General features: G+C 39.5%; 17 protein-coding genes and 1 pseudogene. 1 reads left to right on the forward strand and 17 read right to left on the reverse strand.

All coding sequences use genetic code 11. The features are described from left to right. Positions 1–72: 72 nt before the first annotated feature. From AC1TO8_RS19835 to AC1TO8_RS19875, 9 genes and pseudogenes are all read right to left on the reverse strand, one after another. Positions 73–348: a hypothetical protein gene (locus tag AC1TO8_RS19835; protein WP_482057354.1), complete on the reverse strand. Its 276-nt coding sequence runs from the start codon at positions 346–348 to the stop codon at positions 73–75. A gap of 186 nt (positions 349–534) precedes the next feature. Beyond that, positions 535–1,164, reverse strand: a complete 630-nt coding sequence (locus AC1TO8_RS19840) for a helix-turn-helix domain-containing protein (RefSeq protein WP_482057355.1) — start codon at positions 1,162–1,164, stop codon at positions 535–537. A gap of 229 nt (positions 1,165–1,393) precedes the next feature. Beyond that, positions 1,394–3,799 (reverse strand): collagen-like protein, encoded by a 2,406-nt coding sequence (locus AC1TO8_RS19845; protein WP_482057356.1) that lies wholly within the window; start codon positions 3,797–3,799, stop codon positions 1,394–1,396. Between the two features lie 226 nt (positions 3,800–4,025). Further along, positions 4,026–4,240: pseudogene (locus AC1TO8_RS19850) on the reverse strand (helix-turn-helix domain-containing protein). Between the two features lie 10 nt (positions 4,241–4,250). Further along, positions 4,251–4,661 carry a DUF2975 domain-containing protein gene (locus AC1TO8_RS19855; RefSeq protein WP_482057357.1) on the reverse strand — a complete coding sequence of 137 codons (411 nt, stop codon included), beginning with the start codon at positions 4,659–4,661 and terminating at the stop codon, positions 4,251–4,253. A gap of 107 nt (positions 4,662–4,768) precedes the next feature. Then, positions 4,769–5,122, reverse strand: coding sequence for a hypothetical protein (locus tag AC1TO8_RS19860; protein ID WP_482057358.1), 354 nt, complete (start codon positions 5,120–5,122; stop codon positions 4,769–4,771). 106 nt (positions 5,123–5,228) lie between these two features. After that, positions 5,229–5,525, reverse strand: a complete 297-nt coding sequence (locus AC1TO8_RS19865) for a helix-turn-helix domain-containing protein (protein WP_482057359.1) — start codon at positions 5,523–5,525, stop codon at positions 5,229–5,231. Between the two features lie 215 nt (positions 5,526–5,740). Then, on the reverse strand, positions 5,741–6,928 hold the full coding sequence (locus tag AC1TO8_RS19870) for an MFS transporter (RefSeq protein ID WP_482057360.1): 1,188 nt from the start codon (positions 6,926–6,928) through the stop codon (positions 5,741–5,743). A gap of 132 nt (positions 6,929–7,060) precedes the next feature. Then, complete coding sequence (locus AC1TO8_RS19875) at positions 7,061–7,825, reverse strand: MBL fold metallo-hydrolase (protein WP_482057361.1); 765 nt, start codon at positions 7,823–7,825, stop codon at positions 7,061–7,063. A gap of 139 nt (positions 7,826–7,964) precedes the next feature. Here AC1TO8_RS19875 and AC1TO8_RS19880 point away from each other — a divergent pair, with 139 nt between their 5' ends. Continuing rightward, on the forward strand, positions 7,965–8,378 hold the full coding sequence (locus tag AC1TO8_RS19880) for an Lrp/AsnC family transcriptional regulator (RefSeq protein ID WP_482057362.1): 414 nt from the start codon (positions 7,965–7,967) through the stop codon (positions 8,376–8,378). A 202-nt stretch (positions 8,379–8,580) separates the two neighbouring features. Here the strand turns inward: AC1TO8_RS19880 and AC1TO8_RS19885 are convergent, their stop codons facing one another. From AC1TO8_RS19885 to AC1TO8_RS19920, 8 genes are all read right to left on the reverse strand, one after another. Then, complete coding sequence (locus AC1TO8_RS19885; protein ID WP_482057363.1) at positions 8,581–8,967, reverse strand: hypothetical protein; 387 nt, start codon at positions 8,965–8,967, stop codon at positions 8,581–8,583. Between the two features lie 193 nt (positions 8,968–9,160). Continuing rightward, complete coding sequence (locus AC1TO8_RS19890) at positions 9,161–9,751, reverse strand: chloramphenicol phosphotransferase CPT family protein (protein WP_482057364.1); 591 nt, start codon at positions 9,749–9,751, stop codon at positions 9,161–9,163. A 99-nt stretch (positions 9,752–9,850) separates the two neighbouring features. Further along, entirely contained in the window at positions 9,851–10,138 is a 288-nt protein-coding gene (locus AC1TO8_RS19895; protein ID WP_482057365.1) for a hypothetical protein, read from the reverse strand. A gap of 411 nt (positions 10,139–10,549) precedes the next feature. After that, complete coding sequence (locus AC1TO8_RS19900; protein ID WP_482057366.1) at positions 10,550–11,365, reverse strand: GNAT family N-acetyltransferase; 816 nt, start codon at positions 11,363–11,365, stop codon at positions 10,550–10,552. Positions 11,366–11,673: 308 nt separating this feature from the next. Continuing rightward, complete coding sequence (locus tag AC1TO8_RS19905) at positions 11,674–12,969, reverse strand: DUF4179 domain-containing protein (protein WP_482057367.1); 1,296 nt, start codon at positions 12,967–12,969, stop codon at positions 11,674–11,676. Beyond that, positions 12,962–13,507, reverse strand: coding sequence for a sigma-70 family RNA polymerase sigma factor (locus AC1TO8_RS19910; RefSeq protein ID WP_482057368.1), 546 nt, complete (start codon positions 13,505–13,507; stop codon positions 12,962–12,964). The genes AC1TO8_RS19905 and AC1TO8_RS19910 overlap by 8 nt, the downstream gene beginning before the upstream one ends. A gap of 142 nt (positions 13,508–13,649) precedes the next feature. Further along, on the reverse strand, positions 13,650–13,886 hold the full coding sequence (locus AC1TO8_RS19915; RefSeq protein WP_482057369.1) for a hypothetical protein: 237 nt from the start codon (positions 13,884–13,886) through the stop codon (positions 13,650–13,652). Positions 13,887–14,099: 213 nt separating this feature from the next. After that, entirely contained in the window at positions 14,100–14,771 is a 672-nt protein-coding gene (locus AC1TO8_RS19920; protein ID WP_482057370.1) for an aminoglycoside phosphotransferase family protein, read from the reverse strand. Between the last annotated feature and the right edge of the window lie 6 nt (positions 14,772–14,777).

Genomic DNA, 14,777 nt, shown 5'->3' on the forward strand with positions numbered 1-14,777 from the left:
CTGTTTATCTATTCTACATTATCTATGTATACCTTCCAATCAATACCTAGATGACATATTTGGCTTCATATGTTACTCAGTCTCTGTGATTTTTTGTATTTCACCTGAGCGTCTATCAATATAGAGCCATGAAATTTCCTTAACTACATCCACTGGAGATAAGTATACGACCCAAAAATCCCTTTCCATGCTTGTCCCACCAACGCTCCATTTAAACGACTGACTAGCGATATATCTTTCAGCGATTTGCCTTGATTCTGCCCTTGATACTGTGAAGAAATCATATAGTAATACGGTGGTGATGATAATGGCTGTCACAAGCAAAATACCGCGAATGATTTTCTTCATAATTTTACCTCACAAATTTATTTTGGTTAGTTAGTATATACGTCTATATCGAGTTCCTGACCCATTTGAATCTACATTCAATTCACTTAATAACCTCTAATTCATTATTCGTATCGTCTATTTGAAATAACATTTCATCCTTCAGTTCTTGAATCGCATGATACAAGTTTACTTGTCGAACGAGGGTTAGCGTGTATTTCGTTGCTTGATCTGTGCCAACTTTTTTTCGAAGGCATTCCCCATCTCCAGGTATTCGTTCCGAGCTTCCAATTCCTTGATCCGCAGCTTAAGACGTTCATGCTCATCTAGTTCCTCTACAGGCTTTTTGCGACCGCGATTGTCCTTGAGAGCATCCTCACTGCCTGCTTGATATTTCCGAACCCATGTGTACACTTGCTGATAGGATACATCGTACTTTACGATCGCTTTCTGATAATCCAAATCATTAGCGATGGTATATTGTGCAATTTCAATATGTTCTTCAAATGCTGTTTTACGTCCTTTATTCATATGAGATAGTCCTTTTCCTTTACGAGTAGGTTTTAATTCTATCTCACTAGTATACTTGGATATCCATTTCCTTAGGACACTTATACTTGAAATATGGTACTTTTTTGTTACCGCTGATAAGGAGTAATGACCAGACAATACCTCTTTAATAGCAGCAAGCTTCACTTCCTTTGAGTATGTTTTCCATGTCTTTGATTCCTTTAGTCCTTCCAAACCATCTGCCTTATATTTTCTTATCCAATCCGTGACGGTTCCCTTGCTTACCCCGAGCTGTTTTGCTTCAGTTTGAATTTGACTTATGCCCAAGACACCGCTGAACGGCGTGTAATTTTGCTTCTAGAGAAGTAGGACTTCTTTTAGACATTAGAAAAACTCCCATCATTGTAGTAGTAGAGGTTTTGTTTTTTTCTACTGTCTACTATGATGGGAGCATATCAACCCTCTAGGTCTGCTATTTTTAGTGAATCAGTCTCTTTTTAGAAAATTAGCTGTCTCATCAGAAGATTAATCTACTTTTGAGACATCCCCTCAAGTGTTACGAATCTAATTTTTTGAGAACAATAGAAGCGTTTACGTTTTCTTGTGTGCCACCTATCACAGACGCAAGGCCAACTGCTGCAGCGGAAGAATGATTTCGAAGGGTAAGAACATCGTTGGCTACTATGGCGATTATAGCCTGACCATTGTTTTGCTGAGTGCCTGCACCTGAACCGTAGATAGTTCCGGCAACCGGCAAACCATTTAAATATAGTGCGAATTGGTTGGGTTCTGTACCTGACACTGAGAAAGTAACCTCGTAGTCTCCCGGAGTGATAACTAGAATTTGAGTGGTTCCGGGGGTATGTGTAATTCCTGGAGTCATTATTCCATTTGTATCAAAAATGACATCAGCCTCTACAGCTACCGTTTGAGGAGTTAGGTTGTAAATGTACCCGTATTCGGCTAGCCCAGAAGTGGCGCCTGTTGCTCCCGTTGCTCCTGTTGCGCCTGTGTCGCCCGTACCGGCAGTAGCTCCTGTTGCTCCTGTTGCTCCTGCGTCGCCCGTTGCGCCAGTAGCTCCTGTTGCTCCTGTTGCTCCTGTGTCGCCCGTTCCGCCAATAGCTCCTGTAGCTCCCGTTGCTCCCGTTGCTCCTGTAGCTCCTGTAGCTCCCGTTGCTCCTGCGTCGCCCGTATCGCCTGTTGCACCTGTTGCTCCTGCGTCGCCCGTTCCGCCAGTAGCTCCTGTTACTCCCGTTGCGCCTGTGTCGCCCGTTGCACCAATAGCTCCTGTGTCGCCCGTTCCGCCAGTAGCTCCTGTTGCTCCCGTTGCGCCTGTGTCGCCCGTTCCGCCAGTAGCTCCTGTTGCTCCTGTTGCTCCTGCGTCGCCCGTATCGCCTGTTGCACCTGTTGCTCCTGTTGCTCCCGTTGCTCCTGTTGCTCCTGTTGCTCCTGCGTCGCCCGTTCCGCCAGTAGCTCCTGTTCCTCCCGTTGCGCCTGTGTCGCCCGTTCCGCCAATAGCTCCTGTTGCTCCCGTTGCGCCTGTGTCGCCCGTTCCGCCAGTAGCTCCTGTTGCACCTGTTGCTCCTGCGTCGCCCGTTCCGCCAGTAGCTCCTGTTGCACCTGTTGCTCCTGCGTCGCCCGTTCCGCCAGTAGCTCCTGTTGCTCCCGTTGCGCCTGTGTCGCCCGTTCCGCCAGTAGCTCCTGTTGCTCCCGTTGCTCCTGCGTCGCCCGTTCCGCCAGTAGCTCCTGTTGCTCCTGTTGCTCCCGTTGCTCCTGTGTCGCCCGTATCGCCTGTTGCACCTGTTGCACCTGTTGCTCCTGCGTCGCCCGTTCCGCCAGTAGCTCCTGTTGCTCCTGTTGCTCCTGCGTCGCCCGTTCCGCCAGTAGCTCCTGTTGCTCCCGTTGCTCCTGAGTCGCCCGTTGCGCCAGTAGCTCCTGTTGCTCCTGCGTCGCCCGTATCGCCTGTTGCACCTGTAGCTCCCGTTGCGCCTGCGTCGCCCGTATCGCCTGTTGCTCCTGTAGGTCCTGTAGCTCCCGTTGCACCTGTTGCTCCTGTATCTCCTGTATCTCCTGTATCGCCTGTTGCTCCTGTGTCGCCCGTTGCGCCAGTAGCTCCTGTTGCTCCCGTTGCTCCTGTGTCGCCCGTTCCGCCTGTTGCACCTGTTGCTCCTGCGTCGCCCGTTCCGCCAGTAGCTCCTGTAGCTCCCGTTGTGCCTGTGTCGCCCGTTCCGCCAGTAGCTCCTGTAGCTCCCGTTGTGCCTGTGTCGCCCGTTCCGCCAGTAGCTCCTGTTGCTCCCGTTGCGCCTGTGTCGCCCGTATCGCCTGTTGCACCTGTTGCTCCTGCGTCGCCAGTTCCGCCAGTAGCTCCTGTTGCTCCTGTTGCTCCCGTTGCTCCTGTTGCTCCCGTTGCGCCTGTTGCTCCCGTTGCGCCTGTTACCCCTGTTACCCCTGTTGCGCCCGTTATGCCCGTTGTGCCTGTTACGCCTGTTGCTCCCGTTGTGCCCGTTGCTCCCGTTGCGCCTGTTGCGCCCGTTATGCCCGTTGTGCCTGTTACGCCTGTTGCTCCCGTTGTGCCCGTTACTCCCGTTGCGCCTGTTGCGCCCGTTGTACCAGTAACCCCTGGGACTCCTACTCCAGTAACTCCAGTAGCCCCAATTGGTCCTTGTTGTCCTTGTTGTCCTTGTGATCCTTGTGATCCTCGTTGTCCTTGTGGCCCATGTGGTCCTCGTGGTCCTCGTGGTCCTCGTGGTCCTCGTGCTTTTCGTGATGATGTGACATTGACGACTATTACTTTTTGTTTTGTAAAGCACTTACAACTTTTTTTCTTACACTTAGAACATGGTTTTGGGTCTTTTATTTCACATTGACAATTCCTGTGATCACAATGAGAACAACGTTTTTTATTATGGAGTATACTTCGTTTCTTTGAGAATTTTAATTTATTCACTTTCACCTTCCTCATGAATCATTCCTCCTCTTTTGCCTTGTACATAATATGAACAAAATTAAAGGTCGGAACGGCATGTGCACAAGGGTTTTCAGCATTTGTCCACATATATATTTGTGCTCTCCTGGACAATAACGAAAAAACTGATTGCCTGAGCAACCAGTTTCATTTTTCTCTTTTTTAATGTTACGAGCTTTTTTGATTTTCATGGAGTTCAATATGTTCGTTGTTCATTTAATCCTTAAGTGTCTTCGTCACTTTTATATTCTAAATATCTCTAGGCTGACATTCTAAAGCCTTACAAATCGCCTCTAAGGTTGATAATCGAATAGCTTTTTCCTTGCCATTTTTTAACATAGAAATATTAGCCATCGTTATTCCAACCCTCTCCGAAAGTTCTGTAACGCTCATTTTCCTTTTAGCTAGCATCACGTCAATATTGATTATAATCGCCATGTTATTCACCTCAGACTATTAAGTCATTTTCTGTTTTTATATCGATGGCTTCTTGCAAAAGCCGTTGAAGAACAGCAGCGAAGACTGCAATTACTATAGAAGCAACAATAATTGTAAATCCAATGATGGCTATTCCAGCATGCAAAGCATTTTGCGATATAAGAAATACACTGCCTATCACAAATAACACACTAATCACAATTGCACAGTATTTAATAGACGTCAACGACTTTACAGATAGTTCTGAGAAAGCACTGTTTTTATTAATATAGTTTAAAATATTTAATGCTTGATACAAAGCAAAGAAAAACGGGATCGCCGTTATGTACAATCCGGATAAGATGGGATATTGCAAATAAGCAAACTCTGGAAATTTCTCTGCCGCGTCATTTGCTTGCCAAGGTAACCAAAATATACACAATGAAAGTATCGTTATCCTGATAATACAAATAACTACTTTTAAAAATGTTATTGTTCCTCGTTAGCGTAACAACAGATTGAGCAACTAATTCAAATCAAGGCGAGATTTTACGAAAAATCAAAAGAAAATGAACTAGGTTTACTTACAACCCTATGAACGATTGAAAACAACCGAGTTGCAATATCACCTTTAACATTAAGCCTGTACCCACCTCTAACTTTATCCACAAAGCCGAGTTCAATGCAATCTATTATTGCTTTGTCAAAATTCATGTCCGCGGGTAGACTTGAGCGAAGTATCGAATCCTCTACTGGAGTGAAGTCAGGCTGCATGTTTTCATTATTATTCAATAACTCATATAGCACTGTTATAATATCCGCAGGTAAAATGTTCATTGGAAATTCTACTGATTCATTCATTGCTTCAGTGGCTTCGTTTAAAAAAGTGATGTAGCGATGCAAACTAATCTATCTTTTGCCCACAAACCCAATCCAGATGGACCTAGCTGGATTTGAGTTAGTGATGGATTTGATGCTGGTGTCTGTGCGTTTTGTGATGTTGCAGCAATCACCTCGCCCAGGAAATTTTTTTTTGTTCTTGGGTCATCATCCGAAGTTCCATTCTAATTTGAGGCAGCATGGCTTGCAAATTGCTGGCTTTTCCGAGCAAAAAGTCTGTTGTGCAATCAAAGACGGTTGCCAACTCCGTTATAAGGGAAATGTCGGGTAAGGAGTCCCCTTTTTCCCATTTGGAAACTGCTTGTGCAGAAACATTAAGTAACAGCCCTAATTGTTCTTGTGTCATACTTTTGCTATGACGAAGCTGACTGATTCTTTCACCAAAATTATTAGCATTCACTTGCATGATTTATAACACCTCCATGAATTTATACATTAATTATAATCGTATTTGAATTTCGATTGTATGGAGGTGTACTTTACAACTAAACCGCTGGTTGAATTTCTGTATCAACGGTAGAACAAAATAACGTTAACTGTTGAACAATCCTGACCGTTAGTTAAACCTCGATGCAAAAAAAACATCCTGCATATTCATATTTACAGGATGCTTTTTTTATATTATTTGGTTATACCCACTTTTTTTATATTACGTTCTTTCTTTCCATACAACAGGTAATATAAAAAAAGTGTTGCTAATACAATTATTCCGAGCATGACATACAAACCACTATATCCTGTAGCTGGAATTATTAATCCGAGAATAGAGGGGCCCAATCCGTTTCCTAGATCATAAAATATAAAGAAAGTCGCAGTTGCTAAGCCAACTCGGTGGGGTTCAGCTACACGGATTGCTATAGCTTGAGATATAGAAGAAATATTACCGAATCCCAGAGCAACTAATGCGCCAGCCAATAACAATGTAGCACTGCTAGAAACTGAACTTAACACGAGCATTCCTACCCCATAACTAATAAGAGCCGGATATATGATTATATTTGCTCCTTTTTTGTCCATCATTCGTCCTGTAAAAGGTCGTGAGATCAAGACAAAAACAGTATATATCATGAAGAAGAAACTTGCTGCGTCTAATAGTCCTAGTTCCAAAGCATAAACATTCAAATATGAAACTATGCTAGAAAAAGAAAAAGCCATTATAAACATAATAATTCCTATCGGTATCACTTTAGGCTCAATAAAGTCAGAGATTTTTAATCCCTTTTCTTTTTTCATATCAGTATTCTTAGGTGCAGAAAATTTCACAAAACATGCGATGATTAAATTTATAATTCCAATGAACAGAGAGAGAGAAAAAATCATATTAAAATTTCCGTTTTGACTCATATTCAAACCAATAAATGGACCAATACCGGTGGCTAGTGCAGTACTAATGGCAAAATAACTAATCCCTTCACCTTTTCGCGAATTAGGAATACTAAGTACTACAACTGTACTTACAACAGTAGTTACTATACCCACTGTGATACCGTTTAGAAACCGACTTAATATGAGAAAACCAATATTAAAATGAACAAAGTAAAGTAAAGTTGTTAAAATAAAGAAAAATAACCAGATCATCAAGATTTTCTTGGTTTGTACAAGACGTCCTGTAAATAAACGCCCTAATAAAGAACCGATAATAAAAATACCTGTAATGATACCCGCTTGGCCGGGAGATGCGTTAAATTCATTAATTGCATATAGCGTAATCGTCGCGTTTAATAAAAAGAAAATTAATATCATAAAGAAATTGATTAACGAAAGAATAATAAAGTTTTTCGTCCATAGCTTAGTATTCATCTGGTTCATAGTTATTCTCCTGCCTGTCTTATTGATTCGGGAAATTATAGTATAGATTCTTAATCTCATAAATAAATTGAGACCCTTAAAGGGTCTCAATTTACTTGCACACAATCTCCATATCGACTCATATTTCTTCCATTAAAAAGTGTACGTTTCTCCGTCTTCGGGAACTAATAACCTGGAGGAAAACCCTTTTTCTTCTCCAAAGCGTTTTAGTTCTTTTCTAGATAATGTCCAGTGGTTTACTGCTTCCATATGGACAGAGATAATTTTGGCATTGGGAGCCGCTTTATGCACCTTATAAACATCTTCTTTGCCCATAATAAGTGAGCCCATATCATGCCAAATATTATCTCCAGCGTTCACAACGATAATCTCAGGATTGTGGGAATCGATTTCTTTTTGGACACCGTCATACCATACTGTATCTCCAGCTATATATAATGTCTTCTCGTCGGCATGTTTGAAAACAACACCACACACCTGACCCATAATTTTTAATAAATCTTCCCCTCTACCATGCTCGCCTTGTGTTTTAATTAATTGAATACCTTCAAAAAGCGTATCTTCACTAAGTATTTCTACTTGCTGAAAACCGTCGTTTTCAACTTGTTTAGCATCCTGTTCGTTTTGTACATAAAATTTAATACCTTTGGGAAGCACTTCTTTTGCTATATCATCATAGTGATCTAGATGCGAATGAGTCAGTATCACTGCATCGACATCCTTGATGATCTCGTGAACGGACATTGGCAATTCAATTATAGGATTTCTCATATCCTCTCTGATCCCTGCCAAAAATGGAGGATACAAACCTTTGTCCGCGAGAAGTGGATCGACTAAGAATTTTTTACCTGCATAATGGACAATGATTGTCGCATTTCGGATTTGTTGAATGTACATATATAAAAGAATTCTCCTTTTGTTTTTTATTTTGTTTCTTAACAAGGTTAAGCTTATACTATATGCTACGTTCAATTACACAGATTAAATAAAGTGTATTGACCTTTTCACTTTATTTTTTAAAGGAGATGCGTTGGATTTGGATCAAACAGATAAACGAATTATTGAAGAGCTGAGTCAAAATAGCCGAATTACAATGAAAGAATTAGGGGGAAGAGTTCACCTAACTGGACCTGCAGCAGCAACCCGAGTGGAGAAACTAGAGGATACTGGAGTTATAGAGGGATTTAGTCTTAAGGTTAATCATACAAAATTAGGATGTTTTACGTATGCATTTCTCAATATCTATATCGAAAGTACACACCATCAACCATATCTCTCATTTATTCAAGAAAAAAAGGATCACATCCTTAATAATTATAAAATAAGCGGTGATGCTTGCTATCTGCTAGAATGCAGGTTTCCAAGTAATGAAGCGTTAAACCAATTTTTATTAGAGTTAAACAATTACGCTAACTACAAATTATCCATTGTGATTGATAAAACCTTGTAAGCAAGAACGTGCAAAGAAACCTGTCTTTCTGAGAAGCGAATCTGTATATTTAGCATCTGGAATTGATCAGTATCTAAAAAACGATTTTAGAACAACGTTTATACTATAAAACAACTTGCCTATTAGCTTAAAGAAAAAGAAGCCAGTCTATTGAGCGGCTTCTTTCTTGTTCTTATTGAACTAAAGTGTCCCGTTAGCGTAATCAATTAGTATCAGTTATTATTTTCTGAATGGCTATATAATTTTCTTTTCGTATTGTTTCATTATAATTTCCAAAGGTAATGTTAAGAAATTGACCATTCTCATACTCATATCTGAATATATATAACCCAGAACCAATATCTTTGGTATTACCTAATGTATTTACAACCTCTTTGTAAGTCATATCTTCCGATATTTGACTCAATTGTGTTGCTGTTATTTTTTTAATGTCCTCTGACAATCCTAATTCGATTTTTTCATTACCGACTGTTTTTTCTTCTTTCACAACTGCACCTTCTGACTGGTTGTCGTTGTTGCTACAACCGAATAGAAATGTCATAGAAATTCCAATTACTAAAAGAATCATCATGCGAAAAAGTATTTTCATAGTTCACACCCCACTTATTGGATACCATTTATACGTCCCAATTGTTCTTTTGTTGCACTTTCCTCCATATGAGTACATTTCGTTACTCGACATTAAACTCTTCTGCCCGTTAGCTTAATTCCAAAATCCGTCGGGTAGACCGAGGGGCAATAGCTCCAATGCTTGAATATGTAGTTATCCGATGGATTCCCTCCTATGAAACATTAATCTCTCTTTTCATTAATTTCTTAAATGCAGAGTAATCCTGACCGGATTTAATAAAGCCTAGTATTTTTTCGGCACATTCTGTTGGACTCAACTCTTCAGTATTTACTTTAAGGTCATATTCATTAAAGGAATATATTTGGTCGTATTGGGAATTCGCTAGTCCAATCTGTCGATCTCCTCTGATTTGCTCTCTTCTTGTGAGTTCTTCTTTCGAGCATAATACGCCTACAAACAGTGTTGGATGATCGAACAATAGATCAAGGTAATCATTTAACCGCTTGTCATTGTCGATTACGGTATCGACGATTACATTTAAACCCATTTCTGAAAACAACTTAATTGTTGCATAATAAACTGAGCCTATGGGATCAAAAAGTATTTTTCCAACATCATCTACTTCTCTTGTAGGTTCAATATCTGGAAAATTATTATCAATAAAATCATTGTAATTACCAAAAAAAGCATCTACGGATAAATGATGCAAAGGAATCTCTTTCTGATTTTTCAGTTCCATAGAAATACTAGTCTTTCCGGAACTTGAAGTTCCGTTCAAGAACACAATAAGTCCTTGCTTCACACGAATCACCCTCACATATAAGATTTGCGTATCATTCAGACAACATTATATTCATAAAGTTTATTAAATTATCCAACTGATAAAATATTCGAGAAACTATTAAAATATCCTGCCCGTTAGCTTAACGCCAGCGACAAGTTCGCCCTTAATAAAATGTAAAAATGCTCGATCATACTCTAATTGGTACCTTGCCATTTTATCAGTATCCTTTTTACCTCTATAAAATGACCCCTGAATGGATGCGCTTCTGCTTATATACTCATCTACTAATCCATTTGTAATTGCATCATTTCCCATTTTGAGAATTGTTTCACCCAAAAGCTTAAAGAGAAGCTTATGCAAACCCTCGTTTTTTGGATCGCTTTTGATTTTTTGATCTAACAACACATAATGTTCTTTATTAATTATTGATTATCAGAATTACAGCATCTAAAGCTATTCGCGAGTTGACTGAACAATCCTGCCCGTTAGTCTGACTCCGACCACCACGGTGCATCACAGAATGTCGCACCCTATATGGGTAGCACTCATGGGAGATTAATCCTACTCTGGTTATTGCACCAGCCTTGCCTTTTTGTTTGTTGTATATGATGTTCTTTATGCTTAAAAGATCTAACAATCTCTATATGATTACTCAAGAGGCTCAGCCTTTTTTTAAAAAGTGTTATTCTGGGTCTACTTTATTATGCTCTTTTTCAGGTTTTGAGCTAATTTAATTTTCATGGGAGCTGAACAGGCTGCCGATGATCTCGCCAGCCTGTTGTCATGGTGCTATCGTTCTCGTTAGCATTACTGATTTTAATAACCAAAATCATTCAAATAATTGGTAATCACACTTTTATCTTCATGCCACCACAACATTTTATTCTCCTTAATTTTTTCGAATCCAAGTTTTGTAGCTAACTGTATGGATGCTTTATTACCTGTATCACATCCCCAATTTGGTACTATATTATGTTCTAGACAATGATTAATAAATGCGTTGCACGTTAATTTTGCTAATCCAATATTTCTATATCCATCGTTAGTAAATATGGCAATCTCAGCTCTGCTATTTCCAACAAAACCAGAAATACATAAACTAACAATTTGATTGTCTACAAGCACACAATAACCAAACCCTTTCAACAGGAACTCCTCTTTCGATCCCCAATGTGGATGTTGATTTATTTCAAATAAACTGCTTCCCAAAGGTTGAACTATGAACTCGTTTGGAACATTACTTACAAGGCTATTAGAACCCTTAAACTTTGATTCATTAAATATAAAAGAAGAATGAGATAAAGTAACGGTCAGACCACCTAAAAGAAGCTCAAGCAACTCAATCCACTCATCAGAAGAGGTAAATAGATCATAATAAGTGGAATGGTTATTTTTATCACTTAAAAATATTGTAATATCCTTATTGAAAATATTGTCATTAGTATCTCCAACGACAATATACTTTCCACTACGGCTTGCAATCAAACAGCATGTAGGTTTTATTTTGTGGTTAACAAATATCCTTCCAGATTGAATATTCTCAATTACAGCATAAGCATATACCGCCTTGTAATGAACAGTTCTCATTAGTGGAAGTACGATATAATATTCATCATTTCTTAACTCAATCATTGATAATCCCCCTCTAAAAACATATAAGATCTCTGATTTGCTGGAAGAAAGTAAAATAAAATTAGCCCAATTATCAGCATAGGTGGCATTAGAATAAAATACTTCTTTTTATGCACGTTCTTCCCCTGATGTTTATTGAGGAATCTTCTTTCTTATACGCAGGACTATATCTTGGCCAGTTATGAAATGCCTATTGCGAAGTTACTGAGCGGAAATCTCGAACTTCGTGCCGGCATCTCCGACGAAAACTATGGATCCTCCCAAGGGCAGTACGACCGGATCCTTGCCTTGAATACTTGCATACTCTACTAATCAACAGCTATCTCAATCCTTTCATTATATGCTTTCATATAATGCATACCTTCTATTAAAAGATACTCAGGCTCCACAGTGCTATCAAATAATAAGGTACGTTCCTTCATTAGCCTTCCATCTGCTTGCTTCACATTATTTTGTTTCACAGTCGTTCTTAATGGTGTTATCTCGTTTGCCGCTCCTATTGATACGCCATCAAGCATCACATCATCATCTGTAGCGATCGATATTTCAACTCCTTCTGAAGTCGTTATTACATTCTTCACCCTTAATTCTTTACCCTCAAGTGTAAACGGCTCATCACCGATGGAAGCGAGTGAAATCTTTTCATCTAGCTTTTGATATCCGACAAGTTCTTTAATGACTAGCTCCAGTGAATCAAGATGCTCTGGCAATGTATCATAACGAATATCAAACGTTCTCCCTCTAAGTGAAGATTGACTACCACTACCTATTAATTCTACAGGTGTCCCATTTGCAATTAGTTCTATTCCATGTAACGCTGAAGGGACTCTATCCAAGTTCTCAACATTGAGCGAACCTTTGATCATGGTCATTGTTGCTGTAGCTGTTAACGACTTGAATGTTATTGTCCCTTTATCGACTTTAACCTTCTTTTTTATCGATTGTTTAATCTGAGTTTGCATTACTTCGTCAGGACGATATGGTATAGAAATACTTCCTTCGCTCATTTGATTGTTCTCTATCTGCTGCCAATAGTATAATGTTATTTTTTTGGCAAAAGGACTCACAGGCTCGAAAGCTATCGTTCCTTTGATCTTAGTGTGATCTTCATCTATGATTGACACCCCGGATTCTACATTAGAGTTCGTTAAAAAACCGCTTATTCTTGAAGGACTAAAAAGGTCACCATTGCGCTCTTCTAGTCCATTAGGATTCGTTAATGTGTAATACATGATCAACTGATTAGCATCTGACATCATTCCTTCAATGATAAGTTCTGTTCCGTCCGCTAGCGTAGTTTTCTTATCAACGATTTGTCCCATACCTTCATCATTTAATTGTTGTAAAGTACCCTGAATCACTTCATCAAATCCAAGTATCTTCTTGCCATAATAGGCGAAAGCATTATAGTTATTTCCAACGATGCCCATCAACAATAAGGCGACCGCTACAATCTTCCACATTGGCGCTATTCGTTTTGATCTTTTAGATGTTGCCGAATTCAAAGCATTTCTTAATCTCATTTCTAATTCTTCTGGTGCCGTTATGGATTCCATACGCATCTTTTCTTCATCTAACACTTTCTCGACGTTATCGTTATTCATCAACATCACCCCTATCATGATCTCTTAGCCTCTTCAATCCTTGAAAGACCCTTGATTTAACGGTCCCAATCGAAACATTTGTCATATCAGCTATCGTTTGGTAATCGAGATCATGCAAATATTTTAATTGGATCGCTTCTTTCTGATACTCATTTACGTGTACTAACAAAGCTTGAATATCCAATTGTTGGTCCACTTCACGATAAGGGTCAACAGTCAACGCATGACCTAATTCCCCTTCATCAACAGCATCCCAATCATCTAATAACACCTGCTTTTTTCGCTTAATAAGTAAGCTTTTACAATGATTCACCAGAATGGTTTTACTCCATCTATAAAAGGATTCTTCTTTCTTGAGTTGATCGATCTTGTCATATAGTATGACAATCATGTCCTCCATTGCGTCCATCGCATCATGCTCATTCCCCATATATGTAAGAGCAAGCTTATAGAAGGCATCCTTCTCAGCCATAATTAACTGAAGTAACGCTTCTTTATTTCCCTTCTTGGCCTTTCTCACCAATCTTGCTACATTCATTCCTTCACCTCTCTCCCCTATAAGAGTAATGATCATGGTAAAAAGTTCATTTCCCCTACAATAACTTATTTCAACATGGAAAAAAGGCATAATTCTTATGAATTACACCTCCATTATTCCAGTACACTTCATTTTCTCAGACTCAACCTTTTATTATAAAATTACGTACTTTCATCCATTTTCCTGAAATAAATTCATCAATCGTTCCCGTTTTCGGTCTAACACAGAATCGATGTTGTGTTCCTCTATCAAATCCCACCGCTTCAAAAATTAAGCCGTCACCTAGTTGTTCCTTATAAAACACCTGCTTCAATCCCAGCCTATTCATCATTTCAAGCTTTACATTCTCAATATACGTGCGTGAATACGTTCTAGACATTTGTGTTCCTCCTATTAATGCTAGTGAAATTATAGAGAAAATCCTGCAACACAATATATGTGGATTTGATTTTCTCATTATTCAATCCCCCAATATATCCTTATAACGCACTCCACATGTGTCGTATGGTCAACGTCAACATTGTATCTTCATCAGCCTTAAGTATATCAGATAATCTCTGTTCACATCTAACGGCTCAATAGTTATATTCATCTACATATTTATCATCTCATGGATTTTTTGCAAGGTATTAAGGTGCATTGATTTATCTTCGGGCGACTCAGCGAATTTATACCACTCCACAAGCCTGTATCCGAACATAGTAAGGATTAGTTCATAGATACAATGATCGGAAAAATGGGACACATCCGCATATTCCGAAAAACCCCTGTAATACGCCGGAATGCATTTTTGGTAGTATTCAATCATATGACAGACGTCCACTTCATTTTCATCCGCTAATAAACTCGCGATATCCTCGCCCATGTACCCCCATCCGGTGGTATCCCAATCGATAACAACGATTTCACTGTCTGAATAGAATATGTTTGCCACCCAAAAATCTCTGTGGCAAAGCACTATGGGTAGCTTTTCAATGCGACTGAATATTTCGTCCGCATTGTTATCTATGTCTATGAGCATTTTACACAGATGCTTCGGAATTTCGCAGTCATCGGAGCGTATGTAATCATACAAAACATTCCATGATCGATACCGAAGATAGTAGTTTTTCATAAACTCAACCTTGCTTAAATTGGGCAGATTCTGCAATACGTTTGGTCGTTCAGTGTACAACTTGCCTTGAAATTTCCCTAATTCTTCGGCTATACGTTCATACATTTCCGAGGTCAGATTTAAGCCTGAGACACCATCAATATATTCCATCCATAG

Source organism: Paenibacillus sp. Y859, assembly GCF_056786405.1.

Excerpts from the sequence above, each read along its gene's own strand:
- AC1TO8_RS19835 (WP_482057354.1), bottom strand. The coding sequence starts at position 348 with ATGAAGAAAATCATTCGCGGTATTTTGCTTGTGACAGCCATTATCATC.
- AC1TO8_RS19845 (WP_482057356.1), bottom strand. The coding sequence starts at position 3,799 with ATGAGGAAGGTGAAAGTGAATAAATTAAAATTCTCAAAGAAACGAAGT.
- AC1TO8_RS19865 (WP_482057359.1), bottom strand. The coding sequence starts at position 5,525 with ATGCAAGTGAATGCTAATAATTTTGGTGAAAGAATCAGTCAGCTTCGT.
- AC1TO8_RS19870 (WP_482057360.1), bottom strand. The coding sequence starts at position 6,928 with ATGAACCAGATGAATACTAAGCTATGGACGAAAAACTTTATTATTCTT.
- AC1TO8_RS19875 (WP_482057361.1), bottom strand. The coding sequence starts at position 7,825 with ATGTACATTCAACAAATCCGAAATGCGACAATCATTGTCCATTATGCA.
- AC1TO8_RS19885 (WP_482057363.1), bottom strand. The coding sequence starts at position 8,967 with ATGAAAATACTTTTTCGCATGATGATTCTTTTAGTAATTGGAATTTCT.
- AC1TO8_RS19900 (WP_482057366.1), bottom strand. The coding sequence starts at position 11,365 with ATGATTGAGTTAAGAAATGATGAATATTATATCGTACTTCCACTAATG.
- AC1TO8_RS19905 (WP_482057367.1), bottom strand. The coding sequence starts at position 12,969 with ATGAATAACGATAACGTCGAGAAAGTGTTAGATGAAGAAAAGATGCGT.
- AC1TO8_RS19910 (WP_482057368.1), bottom strand. The coding sequence starts at position 13,507 with ATGAATGTAGCAAGATTGGTGAGAAAGGCCAAGAAGGGAAATAAAGAA.
- AC1TO8_RS19915 (WP_482057369.1), bottom strand. The coding sequence starts at position 13,886 with ATGTCTAGAACGTATTCACGCACGTATATTGAGAATGTAAAGCTTGAA.
- AC1TO8_RS19920 (WP_482057370.1), bottom strand. The coding sequence starts at position 14,771 with ATGGAATATATTGATGGTGTCTCAGGCTTAAATCTGACCTCGGAAATG.